This window comes from Natronococcus sp. CG52 (assembly GCF_023913515.1).
Taxonomy (GTDB): Archaea; Halobacteriota; Halobacteria; order Halobacteriales; family Natrialbaceae; genus Natronococcus; species Natronococcus zhouii.
In genome coordinates, this window is record NZ_CP099391.1 from 2979541 (window position 1) to 2995581 (window position 16041).

The window sequence follows — 16041 nt, forward strand, 5'->3', positions numbered from 1 at the left end:
ATGAAGGTCACTGCACTCGGCGGTTGCGGCGCGATGGGACGGGCGACTTCCCGGGAACTGGCGGAGAACGAATCGGTCGACGAACTGCTGATCGCCGACGCGGACCCCGAGGCGGCGGCGGCGTTCGCCGCCGACCTGAAAGCGGACGAGTATACAGGCGAGATCGCGACGGCGAAGGTCGACGTTACCGACGGCGAGGCGCTCGTCGCGACGATCGACGACAGCGAGGTCGTCGCCAACGCCCTGCCGTACGCGTTCAACATCGACGTGATGGAGGCCTGTCTCGAGGCGGACTGTCACTACCTCGACCTCGGCGGGCTCTACCACACGACCCGGGAGCAGCTCGAGCTGGACGACGCGTTCGACGAGGCGGGGCTGACGGCCGTTCTCGGCATCGGCGCGAGCCCCGGACTGACGAACGTCGCGGCCGCGCGAGGCGCTCAGCGGCTCGGTTCGGTCGAGAAGATTCACATTCGAACCGGCGCGAAAGGGGGCGGCGAGGGGTTCGCCTACTCCGCGAAGACGATCCTCGACGAGCTGACCATGGAGCCCGTGGTCTACGAGGACGGCGAGTTCCGCACGTTAGAGCCGCTGTCGGGACGCGATACCTACGAGATGCCCGATCCCGTCGGCGAGGTAGAGGGCTTTCACAGCATCCACTCCGAACTCGCGACGATGCCGTACACCTTCGAGGGGATCGAGACGGTGGACTTCCGGGTGGCGTTCTCGCCGGACCTCGTGAATATCTGCGACGTGCTGATCGGCCTGAACCTCACCAGCGAGGAGCCGGTCGAGTTCGAGGGCGTCGAGACCAGCCCCCGGGAGTTCCTCGACTGGCACCTCGATCGCCAGCCCAAGCCGGGCGCCGTCGAGGAGTGGAAGTCGTTCCGGGTGGACGTCCACGGAACCGAGGACGGAGCTCCCGCCCACTACCGTTACACCGTCGTCGTCGAGTCCCGCCTCGACGACTGGGGGCTGAAGGCGACCGCCGTCTGGACGGGCGTCCCGATGGGCGTCGCGGCCGCCGCCGTCGGGCGCGGCGAGGCCCTCGAGACCGGTGCGAAACCGCCCGAGGAGGTGCTCGATCCCGAGGCCTTCATCGCCGAACTCCGCGAGCGCGACATCGCTATCGAGGAACGGCGGATCGACTCATGATCGAGGGAGGAACGCCAGCGACGCTCGAGCAACCCGTCCGGAACTACGTCGGCGCCGAGTGGCTCGAACCGACGGGTGAGGGGAGCCGGGAGGTCGTCAATCCGGCGACTGGCGAGCCGTTCACGGAGACGCCGTTCAGTTCCGACGGGGACGTCGACGCGGCCGTCGAGACCGGTCACGAAGCGTTCGAGGAGTGGCGACACCGCCCCGTCGAGGAGCGGATCCAGCCGCTGTTCGAGTTCAAGGCGTTGCTCGAGGAGCACGTCGACGATCTGGCGTCGGTGATCGTCACCGAACACGGCAAGACGCTCGCCGAGGCCCGCGGCGAGCTACGCCGGGGGATCGAGAACGTCGAGGTCGCCTGCGGCGCGCCGACGCTCATGCAGGCGGGGACGCTCCAGCATGCCGCGCCGGGAATCGACGAGAGCGCGATCCGCCACCCGCTGGGCGTCTTCGCGGCGATTACGCCGTTTAACTTCCCCGGGATGATCCCGCTGTGGTTCCTCCCGTACGCCGTCGCGACGGGAAACGCGTTCGTCCTGAAACCCAGCGAGCGAACGCCGCTGACCGCGCGGGCGCTGATCGAACTGCTCGCCGAGACGTCGCTGCCGGACGGCGTCGTCTCGCTGATCAACGGCGGGCCGGAGACCGTCGAGCGGCTGCTGGCTCACGACGACGTCGTCGGCGCCTCCTTCGTCGGGAGCACGCCGGTCGCGAAGTCCATCTACGAGACCGCGGCGAAACGCGGCAAGCGCGTCCAGGCCCAGGGCGGCGCGAAGAATCACGTCGTCGTCTCCGACTCGGCGAACCTCGAGTACGCCGCCGAGAAGACGATCAGTTCGGCGTTCGCCAACTCCGGACAGCGCTGTCTCGCCAACCCGATCGCCGTCGTCCACGACGACGTCTACGAGGTGTTCGCGGATCTGCTCGTCGAGCGGGCGCGCGACCTCGAGGTCGGTCCCGGCGACTACCCGGCCACCGACGTGGGTCCGCTCGTCTCCGAGGAACGCGTCGAAGCCGTCCGAGAGTACGTCGAAACCGGGGTCGAGGAGGGCGCGTCGCTCCTGCTCGACGGCCGGGGCGCCGACGTCCCGGACACCGGGTACTACCTCGGGCCGACGATTTTCGGCGACGTGATCCGCGAGATGACGATCGCCCGCGAGGAGATCTTCGGCCCCGTCTTGGGGCTGGTGCGCGCGGAGAGCTTCGAGGCCGCCGTCGAGACGGTCAACGCGAGCCGGTACGGCAACGCCGCGAGCCTGTTCACCGAGCGCGGACGGGAGGCCCGCGAGTTCCGGACTCGCGTCGAGGCCGGCAACGTCGGGATCAACGTCGGAACGGCGGCGCCGATGGCGTTCTTCCACTTCGGCGGGCGGAAGGACTCGTTCTTCGGCGACCTCCACGGCCAGGCCGAGGACGTCGTCCGATTCTACACCGACGAGACGGTGTACATCGAGCGGTGGCCCGACGCGGAGATTGACGCCGGGGACGGTACGAACGGATGACCGTCACCGACGAACTCCTGATCCGGAGTGGGCCGATCCACGTCTTCGACGACGAGCGGACGGTCGCCGACGCCGCCCTCTTTCGCGGCGGGCGCGTCGCCGCCGTCGGTTCCACTTCCGACGTCGAACGGGCAGCGAGCGAGCCGCGGATGCTCGACCTCGAGGGACGGCCGCTCCTGCCGGGATTCAACGACGCCCACGCCCACCTGCTCTCGGTCGGCGTCGACAGGCTGCAGGCGGACCTCGAAGCGGCGACAACTCGGGACGAAGCGCTCTCACTGCTCGCCGAGGCGGCCGACGAGACCGAGTCCGGCCGCTGGGTCGTCGGCCACAACTACGACGAGTCGACCTGGCCCGAGAGCGATCGCCGGCTGCTGACTCGCGACGACCTCGATACGGTGAGCGAGGACCACCCGATCGCCGCGGTCCGGATCGAGGGCCACACCGCGGCGGCGAACTCGCCCGCACTCGAGCGGCTGGACCTCGCGGGTCTCGAGCGCGACGTCCGAACCGACGGTACCGGGACGCCCACCGGAGTGCTCGTCGAGGACGCCGCCGGTGCCATCAAACGCGCGACGCACCCGACGGGCGAGCGCGCTCGCGAGGCGCTCTCGCTGGCGATCGACCGCGCGCACGAACTCGGGTTGACCTCGGTCCAGACCGTCGCCGGACTGACGCAGCCGACCGACGACGGCACCCCGTTGATTCGCGCGCTGTTTGCGGCCTGGCGCGAAGGAACGCTCGACCTTCGCGTGACCGCGTACCTGCACGCGAACCGAGGCGAGGCGCTGTCGGAACTCGAACTCCCGCCCGGTTTCGGCGACGACCGGCTCCGGATCGGCGGCCACAAGACGTTCTCGGACGGCTCGATCGGGGCGGGCACGGCTCAGATCTACGAGTCGTACGCGAGCGGCGAGGGCGGCGGCGAGTGGGTGATGGACCTCGAGCGCCTCGAGACGATCTTCGCGGCCGCCGCAGCGGCCGACCAGCAGGTCGCGACACACGCGCTCGGCGGACGTGCCGTCGACGAGATTCTGGACCGGTACGAGGCCGTCCTCGACGGCTACGCGGTCGACCCGCGGCTCCGCCTCGAGCACGTCGAACTCGCGACCGACGAGGCGCTCGAACGGATGGCCGAACTGGGTATCGTCGCGAGCATGCAGCCGAACTTCCTGCAGTGGGACGGCGACGGCGGCGCCTACGAAACCGCGCTCGAGCCGTCACGCCGGGGCGAGAACAACCGGTTCCGGGACGTCCTCGACGCCGGCGTCCCGCTGGCGTTCGGAAGCGACACGATGCCGATGGGACCGCTGTACGGGATCCACCACGCCGTGAACGCCGAGAGCGAGCATCAGCGCCTGTCCGTCGACGAGGCCGTCACCGCGTACACGCGTGGCGCGGCCCACGCGGAGCACGTGGAAGATCGGAAGGGAACACTCGAGCCGGGAATGCTCGCCGACGCGGTCGTGCTCGAGGACGATCCGTTCGAGCACCCGTCGGCGATCGCGGACATCGGCGTTGAGAAGACGATCGTCGGCGGGTCCGTCGTCTACGAGCGCGACTGAGACCCGTCGCGCTCGGCCTCGATCTCGTCGAACAGCGCTTCGACGCGCCCCTTCACGTCCTCGCGAATCTCGCGGACCGTCTCGAGGTCCCGTCCGTGCGGATCCTCCAGATCCCAGTCGCGGACGTCGGTGTCGGCGTCGAGTTCGAGCGTCGAACAACCCATCGTCGCGACGTAGTCGCAGGCCTCGAGTTCCCCGTCGGTGATCTCCCGGGGCGTCCGATCCGAGAGGTCGAACCCCTCCTCGCGCATCGCCTCGCGGACGACGTCGTGAACCGACTCCGCCGGGCGGGTGCCGCCCGAGCGGATCTCGACGGTGTCAGCGAGGTCGCGGGCCTCGCGCTCGCGCTCGGCGTAGGCGGTCGCCATCTGGCTCCGGCCGGCGTTCTGGACGCACACCATCGCGACGCGGGTCGTTTCGACTGTCATAGCTGATAGAAGTCGAAGTCGGTACCTAACGGTTCGTATGTGTGCTCGTGTGAGGTAGATAGTCACGGATACCGGTGCTCGTTTTTCGAGTATTCCCATCACCGTACGAACGTTTATCTGCTAACACTTCGCAACTCGAGGTAGTGGTTTCGGACTCGACGAGCGGCGCTGACGACGAAGCGATCGAGGAGGCGACCGGCTACCGCGGCGAACCAACGGCGGCTCGACTGGTCGAAATCGCCCGCTACTTCCTGTTTATCGGCATCGTCGGCTTCGGCGGACCGCTGGTGCACATCGCGATGATGGAGGACGACCTCGTCGGCGAGAACAGTCGCGAGTGGACCTCCCAGTCGATCTTCATGGAGGGACTCGCGATCTGTAACATGCTTCCCGGTCCGGCCTCGACGCAGCTGGGCATCTTCCTGGGCTGGGCGTACGCCGGCAAACTCGGCGCGGTCGTCGCCGGCTTCTTCTTCATGCTGCCGACGTTCGTCCTCGTCGTGCTCTTTTCGTACGTCTATTTCGCCTACCAGGCGCTCCCGGCGGTCGAAGCCGTCTTCTACGGGATCAATCCCGTCGTGATCGGGCTGATCGTCGGCGCCTGTTACTCGATGGCCCACAGCGCGTTCGCCGAGGGACGCACCGACTACGAACTCGAGGTCGGCCCGGACACCTGGAACGTCGATTTCCTGCTCGTCGCGCTGCTCGTCGCCGCGACGGTCGTCGTCGCGGCCTTCAACCCGAATCCCGTCGTCGCGTTCGTCGTCGCCGGCGTCGTCGCCGTCGCGGTCTACCGGTCGGACTGGGTTCGCGCGAACCTCCGAACGGCGTCGATCTGGGCCGCCGTCGGTGCGGTCGCCGGCGTTGCCTTTACCCTCCGCGACCGGCTCCTCGACGCTCTCGGCCCCTCCGCTCGGCGAACGCTCGAGGCTAGCCCGCTCTGGGGCTACGCGCTCGCGCTGTGGGCCAACGAGTGGGTCAAACTCTTCCTGTTCATGGTGTACACGGGGTCGTTCATCTACGGCGGCGGCCTCGTCCTGATCCCGTTCATCGAACTCTACGTCGTCCGCGAGTTCGGCTGGCTCACCGGCCAGGAGTTCGTCGATGGCATCGCGATCGGCCAGCTCTCGCCCGGCCCGGTCGTGATGACGACCGCCTTCGTCGGCTACGCGCTCATGCTCGAGGTCTCCGGCGGCGTCCTCTGGATCGCCGTTCTCGGGGCACTGGTGGCCGCAATCGGCGCGTTCGGCCCCTCCTTCGTCTTCATCATGGGCTTTTTCCCGTACTTCGCGAAGGTCCGCGAGAACGACATCGTCCGGTCGGCGCTGGTCGGCGTCAACGCCGCCGTCGTCGGCGCGATCCTCGGCGCGACGGCGACGCTCGCCGCGGAGACGTTCATTATCGACGGCGCCGTCGATCCGATCCCGATCGCGCTCGCGATCGCCTCCTGTCTGATCTTCGTTCGGGGCGTCCACGCCGCCTGGATCATTCTCGGCGGTGCGGTCGTCGGCGTTCCGCTGTACTTCCTCGACGTGGTCGCGGCGCTGGGGCTGTAGGAGACTGCAACTCGAGTACGAAAGAACGATTCCGCGGCCGTCTCAGCGAACGATCGTCACCGGGACGGGCGATCGTCGGGCGACGGTCTCGGCGACACTGCCGAGGAGGATCCGACTGGCGCCGGTCCGACCGTGGCTGCCGACGACGACGTGATCGACGTCGTTGTCGTCCGCGTAGTCGACGATCGATCGCGAGATGCCGCCGACGATGCGCTCCGTCTCGATGGTGACGCCGTGCTCGGCCGCCTGCTCGGCCGCGTTCTCGAGGATGGTGTCGGCTCGCGTCTCGTGGTGTTCCTGAATCTCGTCGTAGTTCGCCATCGCACCGCCCTCGATCCCAGTCGCCGCGTAGAAGTCGCCCGGATCGAGGACGTGCAGCGCCGTAATCGCCGCATCGGGGTACTCCTCGAGCGCGAACTCGAGGGCCTGCGTCGAGCGGTTCGAGTCGTCTACCGGAACGAGAACGCGTTTTGGCATGAGTAAGTGTATACCGTGACGTCAGATAAGTTCACACCCCGAACGGTCACGCACTGAATAGGTAGACGGGAGCCGTTCGATACCGGTCGATTGGGGGTTCACGGTGTTCGCACCGCTTACGAGCGGTAATCCGTTCGAACGCCGTCGCTCTCGGTCTCGCGGACGGCAGAAAAACGCGTTCGGCGTCGCTTACTTCGCGCGGCCCTGGCCGCCCGTGTTGGACGGGCGAACCTTCTCGGCGCCCTTGCCGCGGTTGTTGAGACCGCGGTTGGCCTTGCCCGCGTTGGTGAGTCCGCGGAAGGCGCGGTTCTTGTGGGCGTCGTCGCAGATCCAGTTGAGATCGTCGTCGTTCTGGATCGCGGGGTGGTTCGGATCCACGAGGATCGCCTCGAACCACTTCTGGCTGCCGTCTTCGCCGACCCAGTAGCTGTTGAGCACCCGCATGTTGGGGTACTTTCGGGAGACGCGCTCCTCACCGATGCGCTGGATGTTCTTGCGCCGTCCGATGCGGTTGACACCCTGGCGCTTCGACCGGCGACCGCCCGTAAAGCGCTGCTTGCGGGCGGTACCTTTCCGGACCGAAACCCGGGTTACGATGATACCCTGCTTTGCCTTGTAGCCGAGTTCGCGTGCCTTGTCGAGACGCGTCGGACGGTCGATCCGCTCGATCGCGCCCTGGTCGCGCCATTCCTGTTTTCGCTGCCACTGCAGTTCCCCGAGCTTTCCGTCGTCGGGGTCCTTCCATGCGTCCTTGATGTGGGAGTAGAAGCTTTTTGCCATCGTAATCTCCTGCGGGCATTTCCTGGTTCAACCCGGCGGGATTCTTCCCGCGGATCACATTCCGACCTGTGGCGGCGACGTGCCGGACAGGTGCCCGCTGACGCCCGCGGCTCAGCGAGTCGTACTGATCTATCCAACTCCCGAGTATAAGAGCTTCGAAGCACGGCCAACCACGACACGCTTCGACACGACCGACGACACGGGGGCAGGCCGTGTGGCGCCCCCTACGGTCGATTGTGCGGTTCCTGATCTGCGTTCTGCACCCCATTCCCCCCGCTCGAGCCGTCAGGCGGGCTCGAGCAGTTCGTACTCCTGAGAGAGGTCGTCCCAGAACTGGTCGACCGACTGCATCGATTCGACCGACTCCAGGCGGTCGTGTAACCGCTCGGCCTCGGATTCCGACGCCATCCCCTCGTGGACCGCCTCGTCCACGACCGTTGCGAGTACGTCTTTCTGGTACTCGAGTGGTGTCTCGGACATACCAGTTCGACCCACGGCCCGGGGGCTGTTAGTTATGGAATCCACTATCATCGTTGTTCGTTTGATAACGAATGACTAGCACCGGCGAGAATCGTTACTGGGGTGTTGTACCGGTCTCGATTCGACCGACCGGTGGTCGAACTCTCGACCGGCGATGAGTGCTGGTGAACGACGGTGAGAGTTTCGCGGGTTCGACGTTGTTATCGATGGATTCGCGATTCGTTTCCCGAGTGCAACGCTAATCTGCCCCTATCGTAACAGTTCCGTCCCAGAACAGCCGATCGATTTCGCCATTGGGACGGACGATCCAGCGGTTTCTCCAGGTCGAACAGTTTTACGCGTGAAACCCAGTGACGCTTGGAAGGGTTTGCCACAACGTTTTGTATCGGCGGTGAAGAACGGACTTCGCGTGTCATGAGAAAACGAGACAGTCTGGGTAGGGAGAACGACGGTGCAGCGGTATCGCGACGGTCACTGCTCCAGTTCGGGGCGCTGGCGGGGATCGGACTCGTGGGATCGACGGCTACCGCCGGTCGGTCGGCAGCTCTCGACGCGAGTAACGATGGTACGTTCGACACCGCGTACACGAACGTTCGCGTCAGAGAGGCGCTGCATGCCTGGAAACGAGGGTATCGAGGACGGCCCGACCGGTCGCTCGCGCTCACGGACTCCGGCACGGACGCGCGACATCCGGATATCGGCCCCTGGAACGGCGTCACGATCAGTACCGAGGACGGCGAGTTCGAACTCGAGTCGACACACCCTGGTCAGGGACGCGAGATCGATCCGTTCGAAGCGGTCGAAGACACCGGCCTGCCACACCTCGTCGGCTGGCACAACGATCACGATCGGTACGGCAGCTACAGCCGCCCGCGAGACGAGAACGGTCACGGAACTCACGTCGCCGGGATCATGGCGGGCAGCGGCCGGGCGAGCGCGATCGACGACGAGCGCACGCGGATCGACGAGCCGCGGACGACGCTCGCGCTCGGCGATGCGCTAACGTACGAGGTCGACGCCCCGGCCGAAACGGGCGTCTTCGCCAGCGTCTTCGGCGACGCCATCGAGGTCGCCATCGAGGGGCCCGACGGCGCGGAACTCGCCCGTGCGCAGGGGGCATCGGGCACGAGCGAGGAATCGTTCGAGAACAATATCGCGGAGACGCCGACCGTCCACGACGACGGCGAGGCGACCTACGCGGTCCACGTCACCGCACTCGAGGGCGAACTGATTTCCGCGGGACGCCTCGAGCGCGTCGCAGCCGGTGCGTTCCTGCACGCCGATGACACTGCCGGAGACGCACTCGAGGACGGCGATCTGTCGCTGCACGCCGGCGTCGCACCGGGCTACAGCATCACGAGCGTGACCGATCTCGGCACCGCGACCGGGACGTTCGGCGAGTTCGCCGACGAGTTCGCGGAGACGTTCAACGTCCGCGCGCTCAACATGTCCTGGGGCTACGTCGGCGGGCTCCCGCTCGGTGCAGCCGGCGGCACCCTCGACGACATCCCGGCCTCGATCCGCCGGATCGCGGAGGGGGGTATCCTGCCCGTCGCGGCGGCCGGAAACGACGCCACTCCCGCGAGCGGTAACGGTGCACCCGCCGTCGCGAGCGAGGCCATCTCCGTCGTCTCGACGGGGCCGTACGACGGCATCGCCGCCTACTCGTCCGGCGGAATCGGCGGTATCGACGATGACTCCGGCGAACCGTACCTGAAGCCCGACGTGACCGCACCCGGCGGACAGGTCAACGTGCTCGACATCGCCGCGCTGGCCGGCGAACCGGAGGACGACGTCACCGAAGACGACGGCGACGAGGAGGCGACGGAGGCCGAACTCGAGCCCGTCGAGGAACTCGAGGATCTCGAGGCCGAACAGCTCGAGCCGAAAACCGAGTTCGACGACGCGATCACCGGGGACGCCGACTACGAGATCGACCTCGCCGACGAGGTCCTCGACGCCCTGACCGACGTCGACGGCGAACTCCTCGGCAACCACGGTAGCGGTCGCGGCCGCAACGACGGCGATCGGTTCGGCGACGTTCGCGACTACACGGGGAAGGCCGGCACGTCGATGGCCGCACCTTCGGTCACCGGCATCTCCGGACTCGTCGCCGACGCGATGGAAGCGGACGCGCCGGACGCGATCTCGATCCCCGAGCCCGCCGAAGCGGGGTACGAGGACGTGTTCCGCCTCAAGCAGACGCTCCTCGCGACCGCGAGCGAGACGGCGCTGACCGCCGCGCCGTACCACCGCGCGAAGGCACCGGTGTACCGCTTCGGCGGCCGCGACCCCTACGAGGGCTACGGCCGCGCGAACGTCGGTCCGGCCATCGACGCCGTCACCCGCGACCTCACGGACGAATCGATCTCCGGAACGGTCGGTCTCGGCGTTCCGGACGACGAACGCGCCGTCGCCGGCTACGTTCACGTTTCGGATCCCGGCGAGATCGACGCGGCCGTCGAGTTCAGCCACTACAGCGGTGCCAACGCCGGCGCGACGAAGGGCGATCCGCACGTCGACCTCTTCCTCTACGACGCCCAGAACCCCGACGAGTTGACCGGCGAACCGACGATCGTGGACAAGGACGCCGGCCTCGAGGGCGAGGCGTCCGTCTCGACGACCGTCTCGCCGGACGATCTCGAGAACGACGGCGGCGAGCGCGTCCTCTACGTCGTCGCGAAACTCGTGAACGTCCCCGGACTGGTCAACGGCTTCGACGTGCGGGCCCGCCTCGACCTCGAGACCGCGTTCGACGAGGCCGGCCTGATCGTCGAGGGCGCGCGCGAGGACGACGCGTCGGTGTTCACCGGCGGCCAGACCAACCGCACGGAACTCGACGTCGCGGTTCGCCACCCCGACGGCGAGGCGGTCACGGTCCGCGATACGGTTCCCGAGAACTGGGACGTCGACGAGGAGCACGGCGACGTCGAGGCCACGACACCCGCTTTCGGCGGCGGCACGCACGTCTACTTCGGCGTCGACGACCCGCAGTCGGCCTACGAGGAACTGACCCACTTCGCGCAGGCGCCCGAGGGCGTCGAGGAATCCGGACGCTACAGCTTCGGTCCGATCGCGGTGACGACCGACACGGACGACGACGGAACGCTCACCGACCGGGAGTGGACGACCCTCAGCGGCACCGATCGGGACGTCACGGTCGTCGCCGAGGAGACCTGATCGCCGCGAGCCGGCTTTTTCGCCCGAGACGGCGCGCGCTTCGGACATCTGGACTACCACCCCACGAACGCGCCGCAGCGCTCCGTGCGAACTGCACACCGAACACGATCAAAATGCCACGAACGACACCACCGACAGTATCGAATCGACGACAGTTCCTCCGACTCGTCGGTGCCGCGAGCGCCGGCACCGTTTCCCTGAGCGGCAGCGCGACCGCGCTCGCCGACGGCCTCGAGACGGACACCGACGACCTGCAGGAGGCGCTGGTCGTCTTCGACGACGTCGACGACGTCGACCGCCTCGCCGAACTGGACCTCGCCGAGGGGTTCTACGGCTACGAGACGCTCCCGATCGGCTACGGCCTGCTCTCGGGTGATCAGCTTCTCGAGGTCGCCGGCTGGAACGAGGTCCGTCGCGTCTCGCCCAACGTCGACCTCGACTGGGAGCACGACGACGCCAGACCCGACACCCGTTCCCGAGAGGTCCAGGAAGGTGAGGGACTCGAGACGCCCTACACCGGCGAGAACGTCCACACGGCCGTCATCGACACCGGAATCGACGGCGTCCATCCGGACCTCGAAGAGAACCTCGAGGCGAACTGGCAGTGGGTCGGAAACCCGCTCGACGAGGGCGGCGACGAGGACGTCTGGGTCGACCTCGGTCTCGTCAACAGCGACGACGTCGGTCACGGGACTCACTGCAGCGGCAGCATCGGCGCCGACGGCTCGGAGAGCGACGGCGAGTACCGCGGAATGGCACCCGACGTGACGCTGACCTCGTACTCGACCAACGCGTCGCTCACGCTGTTGAAGGCCACGTCGGCGTACGACCACCTGCTTACCCTTCAGGAGAACGGCGACCACGAGATCCACCTCGCGTCGAACTCCTACGGCGCCGGCCCCGGCGAGTTCGACCCCTGGGATCCGCTGAACGTCGCGACCTGGTACGCCTACGAGGCCGACGTACTGGTCTCGTTCTCCGCGGGCAACGATGGTCCGGAGAACGACACGCTCGGCCAGCGCAAGCAGGCGCCGTACGTGATGAACGTCGCTGCGACCTACGCCGACCAGTCGGTTACGGACTTCTCCTCGCGGGGCGACGTCGAGGGGAACCACGACCGCGAGACGGCCTTCGAGAACGTCGTCGACCTCTACTCCGGCGTCTCGGAGGACGAGATCGACGGGCCGATCGGTCTCCACCGGCCGAGCGTCGCGGCCAAGGGCGCCGACGTGATGAGCACGCTGAATCCCGCCCAGCCGCTGTGGGCGCTGGGCGAGGACGAGGAGCTGTGGTACGGCCTGCTCAGCGGGACGAGCATGGCCTGTCCCGTCGCCGTCGGCTGCGCCGCTCTCGCGATCGACGCGTACGTCGAGCACCACGGCGAGGTCCCCGATCCGATCGACGTCATCTCGACGCTCGAGGCGACCGCGGACCTCGAAGCGACCGACGGCCTCGAGGAGACGAGCGGGACGGCCGACTACACGACGACCAACGCCGGCGCCGGCTACGTCGACGCGCTGGCGGCCGCGCAGCGTACCGAGGAGGGCGACCTGGCGACGTTCGACGAGGTCGAGTTGGCGGGCGAGGAGTAGCGACGGCACCGAACCGACCGACCGACCGAGACTCGATACGAGATCCGAGATCATGAGCAAACACGACACGCAAGAACGCGAGACCGAAGACGAGCACAGCCACGGCCAGGAACGCGGCCACAAAATCCCGGACGGGAGCGCCTTCGACGGCGTCCCCATCAGCCGCCGCCAGTTCGGCCGCCTCGCGGGCGCCGTCGGCGCGGCGCTCACCCTGCCCGGGAACGCCGTCGCCGACCTCGAGGACGCGACGATGACCGACGAGTACGAGTACGTCGTCAACCACACGCCCGACGACTACCCGGTTCCGACGCTGATCCGGTTCGCGGACGACTCGGGTCTCGATGACCTGCTCGGACTCGATATCGAACTCGAGGACGACTGGCTCCTCGAGGAACAGTCCGTCGCCTACGCCCAGTTGACGACGGCACAGGTACGGGAGGTCCTCGACATCCCGACCGCGGAGGAATTGAGCTACACGCCCGGTTCGAACCCGTTCTGGCGGTTGGGCTACTACCCGCTCGGGGTGTTCCCCCAGTCCTACCGGAGCGTCGACTTCGTCGACTACGAGCAGACGATCGACGGGCTCTCTCACCTCGAGTCGGAGCACGGCGACCGGCTGAACTTCTTCCCGATCGACGAGGACGTCCGGTACGGTGAGAGCCCGGGCCACTACAACTACGTCTCCGACCGCGACGATCCGAAGGACGTCTACGTCGCCGAGGTGACGAACGACGTCCGCGACCGGGAGTCGTTCGCCGAGAAGCAGAAGGTGATGTTCGTCCTCGGGATGCACGGCCTCGAGCGGGCGGGCGTCGAAGCCGGCACGCGATTTATCGAGCAGTTGCTTCGGGGTACCGAACGAGAGACGGCGAGCTTGCTCGACGACGCAGTACTGCTGTTCCTTTTCGCCAATCCCGACGGGTGGGTCGCGCGAAGTCCCCAGTACTCGAGCGGCTGGCAGCTCGGCGGTCCCGGCACCGGTCTCCCGCGCGCTCCCGCCGCACCGCTGTACGAGCGCGGTAACGCGGAAATATACGACACCAACCGCCAATACCCGACCGTCGGTTGGATCGACCCCGCGCACTTCCCGAGCGAACCCGATCCGGATCGATCGGTCGGCGACTCGCCGCCCCAAGACGTGGTTGAGCGGGTCTCCGACTCGCTCGGCATCGTCGAGCACTTCCGGGAGTACGAGAACGTAACCCACGGCGCGGACCTCCACGGGATGTTCTGGAACTCGGATTTTATCCTCGGGATGATCAACCAGAACGAGTACACCCAGGACGAGTTCCACGACCTCTACGAGATGAATCGGGTTCTCGAGACCGACCTCGAGGAGGAACTCGACGACTGGGAGACCCTCGCCGACGTCCAGGATGCGGCAACCGGCGACTACAACCCCGAAGTGCTGTTTCCGATCCTGCCCGAAACCGCGTACGACTACTCGACCATCTGGGACGCCATCGGGTACACCATCACCGGCGGCCTCATCGGCTGGATGGCGGCCGACGAATCCCTGGGCGGGCTGGGCGTAACCACGATGGGATTCGAGATGGCCTACAGCCACATGATCGGCGGGAACGTCTACAACCCCGAACTCGTCGACATCCAGACGCGGGGCTACCAGGCGTCGATCCGGACGATGACCGAGTACGCCCTCCGCGACGTCGACTCGAGCGTCGTCTCGGACGGCGAGTCCGTCGCCTACGTCGCCACCGACCGGCTCACCCGCTCGTCGGACGAGCTCTCGTTTACGAGCGACGGTGACGGCGGCGGCAACGGCGACACCTCGCTGGCGGTCGAGACGAGTGCGACGACCGTCGCACCCGGCGAGACGGCGACCGTCTCGTTCGACGTCGAGGAGGGGGTGCACACCCTCTCGGCGAACCCCCACGCCGACGACGGCCTCGTCGACGCGGTCCTTCGAGGTCCCGAGGGATCCGTCGTTCGAAGCTCGCGGCCGTCCGAGACGAACGCCGACGCCCACCACCACCACGAGCCGTGGACGGTCAAGCACCCCGCAGCCGGGACCTGGACGGTCGAGTTCACGAGCCTCATGGCCGACAGCGATCCCGAGGACGTGATCGAACCCGAGGTCCAAATCGGAACGCTCTCGGCCGAGGGCAACCCCGACCCGCGCGAGGCGCTGGGCTTCGAACAGGAGGCGTACGAGGTGACCCCCCTCGAGTTCTTCGCGGACTACGACGCCAGCAACGCCGGTGTCGAGGTCGTCGAACTCACCGTCGACGACGTCAAATCCGGCGCCCACCGCGAACACGAGAACCTCGTCGTCGTTCACGACGACTTCGCGGACGACGCGGAATATGTCGCCGCCCTCGATGAGTACGTCGAGGCGGACGGCAACCTCGTGCTGACCGACACGGGCGTCGCGCTACTGGCGGAACTCGAGAGCGCACCCGGCGTGAGCGCCGACGACGTCACCCGCAACGCCGAGTTCGAGGTCGCCCACATAGAAGAGAAAGACGAAGATCACCCGCTGTTGACCGACACGCGGCCCATCCAGCAGCTGCTCTGGAAGGTCGCGCCGCTTGGCTACGCCTACGCCGAGGAGGCTCCGATGACGCTCGTCGACGCGGACGCCTTCGAGGCGTCGAGCGGCCTCTCGGCCGGCGAAACCGACGGTCAGGTCGCCGCGGGATCGATATTCACCGATCCCGACGAGTGGCAGGGTATCCACGTCGTCGGCGGGTTGCTCCCGCCTGCGAGCCAGGAGAACCTCCACCCGTTCGGGCTGATGAACCACGCGGTGTCGTTCTTCGGTCACACCGTCTTCACCAACGCGCTCGGCTTCGAGCAGGTACGGACGGTCGACGGCGAAGAAACCAAGCGCTTCGGCGACGCCGACCAGACGCCCCCGTTCGCGGTCGACGGGGAACGCAACGACTCCGGCTCCGTCTTCACGGGCGGTCAGACCAACCGGACCGAACTCGACGTCGAGGCCACCGAACCGGTGCTCGTCCGGGATACCGTCCCCGAGAACTGGGCCGTCGACGAGGAATACGGTGACGTCGAGGCGACGACCCCCGCGATGGGCGGCGGCACCCACGTCTACTTCGGGCTCGACGATCCGCGGGCGAGCTACGAGGAACTCGCACACTTCGCCCAGGCGCCGGACGACGTGCTGGACAGCGACACGTACGAGTTCGGTCCGATCGCCGTCTCGCGTGATACGGACGGCGACGACACGCTAACCGATCGCGAGTGGATCGAACTCGAGGAGACGGATCGTGAGGTGACCGTCGTCGCGGAGGACGTCTGACTCCTCGGGCTGTCGTCGGACCCGAGTAGCCGGATCGCACTTT

Annotated in this window: 11 protein-coding genes; 7 read left to right on the top strand and 4 right to left on the bottom strand. The window is 67.3% G+C overall.

The window, feature by feature from the left end; all coding sequences use genetic code 11:
• Genes NED97_RS14960 through NED97_RS14970 form a run of 3 tightly spaced genes read left to right on the top strand, consistent with a single transcriptional unit; the run spans position 1 to position 4225 of the window.
• Positions 1-1155 (top strand): saccharopine dehydrogenase family protein, encoded by a 1155-nt coding sequence (locus NED97_RS14960; RefSeq protein ID WP_252487821.1) that lies wholly within the window; start codon positions 1-3, stop codon positions 1153-1155.
• Positions 1152-2660 carry a CoA-acylating methylmalonate-semialdehyde dehydrogenase gene (locus tag NED97_RS14965; protein WP_252487822.1) on the top strand — a complete coding sequence of 503 codons (1509 nt, stop codon included), beginning with the start codon at positions 1152-1154 and terminating at the stop codon, positions 2658-2660. Before NED97_RS14960 ends, NED97_RS14965 begins: the two co-directional genes overlap by 4 nt.
• Positions 2657-4225, top strand: a complete 1569-nt coding sequence (locus NED97_RS14970) for an amidohydrolase (RefSeq protein WP_252487823.1) — start codon at positions 2657-2659, stop codon at positions 4223-4225. Before NED97_RS14965 ends, NED97_RS14970 begins: the two co-directional genes overlap by 4 nt.
• Here NED97_RS14970 and NED97_RS14975 read toward each other — a convergent pair.
• Positions 4210-4653 carry an arsenate-mycothiol transferase ArsC gene (locus NED97_RS14975; RefSeq protein WP_252487824.1) on the bottom strand — a complete coding sequence of 148 codons (444 nt, stop codon included), beginning with the start codon at positions 4651-4653 and terminating at the stop codon, positions 4210-4212. The genes NED97_RS14970 and NED97_RS14975 overlap by 16 nt on opposite strands.
• A 143-nt stretch (positions 4654-4796) precedes the next feature.
• Between NED97_RS14975 and chrA the strand changes: the two genes are divergently transcribed.
• A complete protein-coding gene (chrA, locus tag NED97_RS14980; RefSeq protein WP_252487825.1) occupies positions 4797-6209 on the top strand; it encodes a chromate efflux transporter in 1413 nt (470 codons plus the stop codon).
• 42 nt (positions 6210-6251) lie between these two features.
• Here chrA and NED97_RS14985 read toward each other — a convergent pair whose 3' ends face one another.
• From NED97_RS14985 to NED97_RS14995, 3 genes are all read right to left on the bottom strand, one after another.
• Entirely contained in the window at positions 6252-6686 is a 435-nt protein-coding gene (locus tag NED97_RS14985) for a universal stress protein (protein WP_252487826.1), read from the bottom strand.
• 189 nt (positions 6687-6875) lie between these two features.
• Complete coding sequence (locus NED97_RS14990; RefSeq protein WP_252487827.1) at positions 6876-7466, bottom strand: 50S ribosomal protein L15e; 591 nt, start codon at positions 7464-7466, stop codon at positions 6876-6878.
• A 285-nt stretch (positions 7467-7751) separates the two neighbouring features.
• A complete protein-coding gene (locus NED97_RS14995; RefSeq protein ID WP_148857134.1) occupies positions 7752-7946 on the bottom strand; it encodes a hypothetical protein in 195 nt (64 codons plus the stop codon).
• Positions 7947-8360: 414 nt separating this feature from the next.
• Between NED97_RS14995 and NED97_RS15000 the strand changes: the two genes are divergently transcribed.
• The 3 genes from NED97_RS15000 to NED97_RS15010 all read left to right on the top strand — a co-directional run bounded on the left by NED97_RS15000 (position 8361) and on the right by NED97_RS15010 (position 15998).
• Positions 8361-11126, top strand: a complete 2766-nt coding sequence (locus NED97_RS15000; protein ID WP_252487828.1) for a S8 family serine peptidase — start codon at positions 8361-8363, stop codon at positions 11124-11126.
• A gap of 113 nt (positions 11127-11239) precedes the next feature.
• Complete coding sequence (locus NED97_RS15005; RefSeq protein WP_252487829.1) at positions 11240-12718, top strand: S8 family peptidase; 1479 nt, start codon at positions 11240-11242, stop codon at positions 12716-12718.
• Between the two features lie 52 nt (positions 12719-12770).
• Positions 12771-15998, top strand: a complete 3228-nt coding sequence (locus NED97_RS15010) for a M14 family metallopeptidase (RefSeq protein ID WP_252487830.1) — start codon at positions 12771-12773, stop codon at positions 15996-15998.
• The last annotated feature ends 43 nt before the right edge of the window (positions 15999-16041 follow it).

What these genes read in the sequence shown, in the direction of transcription:
- NED97_RS14960 (WP_252487821.1), top strand. Translation starts at nt 1, where the DNA reads ATGAAGGTCACTGCACTCGGCGGTTGCGGCGCGATGGGACGGGCGACT.
- NED97_RS14965 (WP_252487822.1), top strand. Translation starts at nt 1,152, where the DNA reads ATGATCGAGGGAGGAACGCCAGCGACGCTCGAGCAACCCGTCCGGAAC.
- NED97_RS14970 (WP_252487823.1), top strand. Translation starts at nt 2,657, where the DNA reads ATGACCGTCACCGACGAACTCCTGATCCGGAGTGGGCCGATCCACGTC.
- NED97_RS14975 (WP_252487824.1), bottom strand. Translation starts at nt 4,653, where the DNA reads ATGACAGTCGAAACGACCCGCGTCGCGATGGTGTGCGTCCAGAACGCC.
- NED97_RS14985 (WP_252487826.1), bottom strand. Translation starts at nt 6,686, where the DNA reads ATGCCAAAACGCGTTCTCGTTCCGGTAGACGACTCGAACCGCTCGACG.
- NED97_RS14990 (WP_252487827.1), bottom strand. Translation starts at nt 7,466, where the DNA reads ATGGCAAAAAGCTTCTACTCCCACATCAAGGACGCATGGAAGGACCCC.
- NED97_RS14995 (WP_148857134.1), bottom strand. Translation starts at nt 7,946, where the DNA reads ATGTCCGAGACACCACTCGAGTACCAGAAAGACGTACTCGCAACGGTC.
- NED97_RS15000 (WP_252487828.1), top strand. Translation starts at nt 8,361, where the DNA reads ATGAGAAAACGAGACAGTCTGGGTAGGGAGAACGACGGTGCAGCGGTA.
- NED97_RS15005 (WP_252487829.1), top strand. Translation starts at nt 11,240, where the DNA reads ATGCCACGAACGACACCACCGACAGTATCGAATCGACGACAGTTCCTC.
- NED97_RS15010 (WP_252487830.1), top strand. Translation starts at nt 12,771, where the DNA reads ATGAGCAAACACGACACGCAAGAACGCGAGACCGAAGACGAGCACAGC.